The organism is Streptomyces sp. NPDC060198 (genome assembly GCF_042728415.1).
In the GTDB taxonomy this organism is placed as follows: Bacteria; Actinomycetota; Actinomycetes; order Streptomycetales; family Streptomycetaceae; genus Streptomyces.
In genome coordinates, this window is the sequence record NZ_JBHWZJ010000364.1 from 1 (window position 1) to 6,961 (window position 6,961).

Genomic DNA, 6,961 nt, shown 5'->3' on the forward strand with positions numbered 1-6,961 from the left:
GGTCCGTACGACCGCCGCGCCACCCGCACACCCCGCTTGACGTCACCCGCTCACGCTCGGCCCGGTGGTGACCACCGGGCCCCGCCGCCGTCGCCGTGCACCGGCATCAGGCTCCGACGACCCCGTTGGAGTAGGACTTCATGAAGTACGTCCCGAAGCCGTTCTGTACCGGGTCGCCCGCCTTGTCGATGCAGTGCAGGATTCCGCCGCCGGCCGCGTCGTTGAGGCAGACCGTCATCAGGTCGGTGAAGACGACGCCGGGGGTGTTCGGGACCTCGTAGGCGGCGTCGGTGTAGATGTTCGCGCCGAGGTTGAAGAAGCAGTAGCTGCCCAGGCCCCAGGCGTGGTGCTCGCGCACGTTGTCAGCGACCTTGTAGGCGGCGTACCCGAGGGCGGAGCCGTGGCGCCAGGCCGACTGCGTGGGCACGTCGTAGGGGTGCTCGTTCTGGAAGAAGTAGGTGCGGCCGTGTTCGCCCTGCCACACCACCTCGTACTTCTGGTAGTGCTCGACGAAGAGCCCGTACACGGTGACGTGGTCGCCGTCCACCACGATGCCGGTGTCGGCGGGGTTGACCGTCCAGCCGACGGTGCCGTCGAGACCGTGGTCGGCGCGCCAGAGCCAGAGGTGGTCGCAGATCACGTCGTTGCTGTCGACCTGGACGCTGACACCCGCGCCGCCGGCGATCGCACCGCCGATGCGGGCGACGATGTCGAACAGCACGGTCGGGTCGGCCTTGTGCCGCAGCCGGCTCCGGCCCTTGCCGACGCGTACCAGCACCGGCGTGTGCTTGGAGGCCGCCTCGACCAGCAGCCCGGCGAGGGTGACACCGGCGACGTCGGCGACCTCGATCACGGTGTTGCCGCGGGTGGAGCGCAGGGTGGTCAGGCCGAGGCCGAGCACCACGGTGCCGGCGCGGTTGACCCGAAGCGGCGCGGAGATGTCGTAGATGCCCGGCGTGAACAGGAGGTTCTTGCCGTGGGCGAGGGCCTGGTTGATCTCGGCGGCCGAGTCGCCCGGCTGGGCCACGTGGAACCGCGACAGCGGGATGCTGTGCCCACGGGCCTGACCGTGTTCCCAGGTCGTACCGGTGCTGTTGGAGCGCAGTGCGGGCACGAAGACCTGGTAGGAGCCGTGGCGGTCCACGGTGAGGAAAGGCTTCTCCCGCACCACGGGGGTGCGGTCGATGGTGGTCATCGGCGGGGCCGGGAAGGACTGGGCGGGGGCGCCCTCGGTACCGACGAACACCATGTTCCAGTTGGAGCCGGTCCAGCTGCCGAAGGTGTCGTTGCGCGACAGCCACTGCTGCTGGGAGCCGGAATCGACCTGTCCGTCCACCTTGCTGTCGACCAGGAAGCCGCCGCTGGACCACTGGTTGCCGGGCGGGCTCGGCATCAGGGTCATGTTCCCCTTGATGTGAACGCGGCGCATCGGGGCCGCCTGGGAAACCGCCCAGCGCTCCAGCCCGTCCGGCGGCACGATGGTCAGGTTCTCCGCGGCCCGCCAGAAGTTCTGGGTGCCGTTTCCGTCGAACCACTGTGCATCGACGGTGACATGACCGTTGATCACCACGTCGGAGGGGCTCGCGCCGAGGCCGAGGACGTGCGTGTAGAAGCCGACGTTGATGTCGACGGTGTAGGTGCCCGGCTTGAATGCCAGGGCGAAGCGCTCGTCGCCGAACTGGTTGGACTCCTGGATGGCGAACACGGCGTCGACCTCGGCCTGGATCGAGGCGTCGCTCATGGACGGGTCGAAGACCAGGACGTTCGGGCCGAGCGCGGAGGAGGCGTGGCCGGTTCGGTGCTCGTCGAAGGCGTGGCCGGAGCCGTGCTTGTCGGAGTCCGCGGCCGACGCGAACGCCGGTGCCGAAGCGACTCCGCTGATCAGCGGGACCGAGGCAGCGGCAGCGGCTGCCCCGCGCAGCACACTACGGCGAGAGGGAATCATGGACACGGCTCTCCCTGCATGGCGTGAATGGACGGGGCCGTCACCGGGCCCCAGATCTCTGAGAGCGCTCTCTCAGCCACGAAGTGAATCACCGCGCATGTGGAGCGTCAATGCGCTTGCACCAAGGGGGATTTGAAGGCCCGCACGTCGACCGGACGAAGCCGTGAGAAGCGCACGATTCCACCCACGGCCCCTGAACCCGAGGAACGGGACCGACGGTTGCCCGGGCCGGCCGACCCCGGTCCTCCGGTGCTGAACCGAGCACCCGGCGTGATCCGTCCTGCACGGGCGTCACCGCGGGACCACTCGCACGAGCCCGTGGTCCGAGCTGGCGAACGGTCCGAGACGGACTTACCGGAGCCTGGACGACGGCTCTTTCCGCGGCGGCGGACAATGAGCTCTCAGGGAACCTCCGGCAGTTGGGGCCGGAGCGGAATCAGGACACGGGCGGCGGATCGTGCCGGGGCCGCAGGCGTACGGGCGGTGCGACGACCGCGCCGCGGCCACCGCCCGTCTCCGGTACGGCACGATCCGCCGGACGGAACCTCAGGAGGGGAAGCATGACCGAGAAGAGCGACACCCGATCCGCCGCCGGTGAAGCGCCGAAAGCACCACCGAGCCGACTGGGGCGACTGATGCGCTGGGTCCCTCTGACCGCCCCCGTCCTGCTGTGGGCGGTGCCGTGCTGGGTTCTCCTGCACGCCGGGCAGCACTGGCCGTCCCCCGTCACGTTCATCGGCACCGCACTGTTCGTCCTCGGCCTGGTCGGTATGCCGCTCGCGATGGTGCGCGGCCACGGCCGGCGCCAGCGGGACCGGGCGGCCATCGTCGGTGACACGCTGCTGGGCAGCATCTGGGTCCTGTTCACCTGGTCGGTTCTGTTCGGCGTCCTGCTGCGGCCCACCCTGGCCGTGGCCGGGGTCGGTGACGGACAGGACCGGGCGCGCACCGTCACCTGGGCCGTCCTCGGAACAGCCGCCGTGCTGCTCGCCTGGGGGTACGCCGAGGCCCGGCGCGTGCCCCGTGTACGCCGACTCGACGTACGGCTCCCCCGACTGGGGGCCGGGCTGGACGGGACCCGCGTCGCACTGATCACCGACACCCACTACGGCCCCCTCGACCGCGCCCGCTGGTCCGAGCGGGTGTGCGAGACGGTGAACACCCTGGAAGCCGACCTGGTCTGCCACACCGGCGACATCGCGGACGGCACGGCCGAGCGCCGTCGCGCCCAGGCCGCCCCGCTCGGCACCGTGCGGGCGACTCGGGCCCGCGTCTACGTCACCGGCAACCATGAGTACTACAGCGAGGCCCAGGGCTGGGTCGACCTGATGGACGAACTCGGCTGGGAGCCGCTGCGCAACCGCCATCTGCTGCTCGAACGCGGCGGTGACACCCTCGTGGTCGCCGGCGTCGACGACGTCACCGCGGAGTCCTCCGGGCTGGCGGGGCACCGGGCCCACCTCGCCGGAGCCCTCCAGGGCGCCGACCCCGAACTCCCCGTCCTCCTCCTCGCCCACCAGCCCAAGTTCATCGACCGGGCGGCGGCCCACGGCGTCGACCTCCAGCTCTCCGGCCACACCCACGGGGGCCAGATCTGGCCATTCCACCACCTGGTCCGCCTCGACCAGCCGGCCCTCGCCGGACTCAGCCGCCACGGAACCCGGACCCTCCTCTACACCAGCCGCGGCACCGGTTTCTGGGGCCCGCCCTTTCGCATCTTCGCACCCAGCGAGATCACCCTGCTCGTGCTCCGTTCCCCGCGGTAGGGCCTGCTCCTGCGGGCGCTCCCGGGTGTCCTGGCGCGGGCTCCCGGGAGCGCCGGCCGGAGGGCAGTACCCCTGCGCTTCGTCCACTCCCCGATGAAGACCTTCCGGGTACGGGACAGGAGCACCGCCGAACCGCGGGGCGTGCCCCCACCCGACCGCCCCGGGCGCCGAGCTCGGCGTTCAGCCTCCGCCCACCTTGGCGCGCCGAGTCACAGCCGGGCTTCGCCGTTCGGCGGACAGGGGACCCGCCGGGGGCCGATCAACGAGGTGCGAGGTGATCCGGGTTCAGGTGGTTGCGCCGAGCGCGTGGAACCCGTCGCGGTCAGACGCAGGCCGGGCACAGGCCGCGGTAGGTGATCTCCACCGAACCGACGGCGAACCCGAACCGCTCGCTCTCGGGCAGGTCACCGAGGGCGTCGCCGGCCGGGTGGACGTCGCGGACCGTGCCGCAGCCGGAGCACACCAGGTGCTGGTGGGGGCGGTGCGCGTTCGGGTCGTAGCGCTTGGCCCTGCCGACGGTGGAGACCTCCAGCACCTCGCCGAGCGCGACGAGTTCCCCCAGGGTGTTGTAGACGGTCGCACGGGAGATCTCGGGCAGTCGCGCGGCGGCCCGCAGGTGCACCTCGTCCGCCGTAAGGTGCACGTGATCGCCGTCGAGGACCTCCGCGACGACACGCCGCTGCGAGGTCAACCGCCAGTCACGGTCCCGCAGCCGCTGAAGGAGGTCGCTCATCCCGTCTCACCTGCTCCGCTTCGCGGGGTACGAGCCGCCCGGAACGAGTCCGACGACACCACGCCCCGACCGATATGGCTCTAACGCACTTCTTGACTTGGACGAAGTCCATCGTAGGATCTATTCCGGCGACATCCAAGAGACAGGAAGACTCCGGTACGGCAGCAGAGACACGTGACGGGGCACCGCCGGTCGAGCATCAGGTGCTGGTCGGACGCCCCCTTCGTCGCACCGCCAGGGACCGTCAGGTCCGGTGGCCCGTGAGGCGATCGGGCGGCGCGCGACGAGACCCTGGCACCCGGAGTGCCCTTTCTGCACCGCCCGAATCCTCCTCCCCCGTTCAGCGCCCCACGACCCACCGGGTCCGGAAGGACTTCCCATGACCGAGAACCCCGAGTCGCACGTCTTCGATCCCGTCGTTCCGGACTCGCCCGAGACGGCCATTCCCGAGGTGCCCGAGGCTCAGGCAGCCGGCTGCCCCGTGGCGCACGGCCGGGCGCCGCACCCCACCCAGGGCGGCGGAAACCGCCAGTGGTGGCCGGACCGCCTCAATCTGAAGATCCTCGCCAAGAACCCCGCCGTGGCGAACCCGCTCGGCGCGGACTTCGACTACGCGGCCGCGTTCGGCGGACTCGACCTGCCCGCGGTGAAGCGGGACATCGCCGAGGTGCTCACCACCTCGCAGGACTGGTGGCCGGCCGACTTCGGCAACTACGGGCCGCTGATGATCCGGATGGCCTGGCACAGCGCCGGCACGTACCGCATCAGTGACGGCCGCGGTGGCGCGGGCGCCGGCCAGCAGCGCTTCGCCCCGCTGAACAGCTGGCCGGACAACGGCAACCTCGACAAGGCCCGCCGCCTGCTGTGGCCGGTCAAGAAGAAGTACGGCCAGGCGCTGTCCTGGGCCGACCTGCTGATCCTCACCGGCAACGTCGCCCTGGAGACCATGGGCTTCAAGACCTTCGGCTTCGCCGGTGGCCGCGAGGACGTCTGGGAGTCGGAGGAGGACGTCTACTGGGGCCCGGAGACCACCTGGCTCGACGACGAGCGCTACACCGGCGACCGCGAGCTGGAGAACCCGCTCGGCGCGGTCCAGATGGGCCTGATCTACGTCAACCCCGAGGGCCCCAACGGCAACCCGGACCCGATCGCGGCCGCCCGCGACATCCGCGAGACCTTCCGCCGGATGGCGATGAACGACGAGGAGACGGTCGCCCTCATCGCCGGTGGCCACACCTTCGGCAAGACGCACGGCGCGGGTCCGGCCGAGAACGTCGGCGCGGACCCCGAGGGCGCCCCGCTGGAGGAGCAGGGCCTCGGCTGGCGCAGCACCTACAAGACGGGCAAGGGCGGGGACGCCATCACCAGCGGTCTGGAGGTGACCTGGACCAGCACCCCGACCACGTGGGGCAACGAGTTCTTCCACAACCTCTTCGCCTACGAGTACGAGCTGACCAAGTCCCCGGCCGGCGCGCACCAGTGGATCGCCAAGGACGCCGAGGCGACCATCCCGCACGCGCACGACGCGTCGAAGAAGCAGAAGCCGCAGATGCTCACCACCGACCTGTCGCTGCGCTTCGACCCGGCCTACGAGCAGATCTCGCGCCGCTTCCACGAGAACCCGGAGGAGTTCGCGGACGCCTTCGCGCGCGCCTGGTACAAGCTGACGCACCGCGACATGGGCCCGATCCAGCGCTACCTGGGGCCCGAGGTGCCCTCCGAGGTGCTGCTGTGGCAGGACCCGCTGCCCGCCCGCACCGGTGAGCCGCTGGACTCCGCGGAGATCGCCTCGCTCAAGGAGCTGGTACTCGCCACGGACCTGACGGTGGCGCAGCTGGTCTCGGCCGCCTGGGCCTCGGCCTCGTCCTTCCGCGGCAGCGACAAGCGCGGCGGCGCCAACGGTGCCCGGGTCCGTCTGGAGCCGCAGCGCGGCTGGGAAGCGAACGACCCGGACGAGCTGGCGCAGGTCCTGCGTGTCCTGGAAGGTGTGCGGGAGTCCTTCAACGCCAAGGGAGGCAAGCAGGTCTCGCTGGCCGACCTCATCGTTCTCGCGGGCGGCGCAGCCGTCGAGCAGGCGGCCAAGGACGCCGGCGTCCAGGTGGAGGTGCCCTTCACCGCGGGTCGTGTGGACGCCACCCAGGAGCAGACGGACGTCGAGTCCTTCGCCGCGCTGGAGCCCGCGCACGACGGCTTCCGCAACTACACCGGCAAGGGCAGCCGCCTGCCCGCGGAGTACCTGCTCCTCGACCGGGCCAACCTGCTGACGCTGAGCGCCCCGGAGACCACGGTCCTGGTCGGCGGTCTGCGCGTGCTGGGCGCCAACACCGGCGGATCGAAGCGCGGTGTCCTCACCGACCGGCCGGGCACGCTGACCAACGACTTCTTCGTGAACCTGCTCGACCTGGGCATCACCTGGAAGTCGACGTCGTCGGCGCAGGACGAGTTCGAGGCCCGCGACGTGTCCGGCCGGGTCAAGTGGACCGGTACGCGCGCCGACCTGGTCTTCGGCTCCAACTC

The 6,961-nt window shown here is 70.9% G+C and carries 4 protein-coding genes; 2 read left to right on the forward strand and 2 right to left on the reverse strand.

Features of this window, described 5'->3' with window-relative positions; genetic code table 11:
- Nucleotides 1-106 precede the first annotated feature (106 nt).
- Entirely contained in the window at nucleotides 107-1,945 is a 1,839-nt protein-coding gene (locus ACFWEP_RS29265; protein ID WP_387374467.1) for an adenylyl cyclase, read from the reverse strand.
- 560 nt (nucleotides 1,946-2,505) lie between these two features.
- On the opposite strand from ACFWEP_RS29265, the gene ACFWEP_RS29270 reads away from it, so the two are divergent.
- Complete coding sequence (locus ACFWEP_RS29270; RefSeq protein WP_387374469.1) at nucleotides 2,506-3,711, forward strand: metallophosphoesterase; 1,206 nt, start codon at nucleotides 2,506-2,508, stop codon at nucleotides 3,709-3,711.
- Between the two features lie 322 nt (nucleotides 3,712-4,033).
- Here ACFWEP_RS29270 and ACFWEP_RS29275 read toward each other — a convergent pair whose 3' ends face one another.
- The gene (locus ACFWEP_RS29275) at nucleotides 4,034-4,444 is read right to left on the reverse strand and encodes a Fur family transcriptional regulator (protein ID WP_387374471.1); all 411 of its coding nucleotides are present in this window, start codon (nucleotides 4,442-4,444) and stop codon (nucleotides 4,034-4,036) included.
- A gap of 379 nt (nucleotides 4,445-4,823) precedes the next feature.
- On the opposite strand from ACFWEP_RS29275, the gene katG reads away from it, so the two are divergent.
- Nucleotides 4,824-6,961, forward strand: a 2,138-nt coding sequence (gene katG / locus ACFWEP_RS29280) for a catalase/peroxidase HPI (RefSeq protein ID WP_387374473.1), incomplete at its 3' end; no start/stop codon positions are given.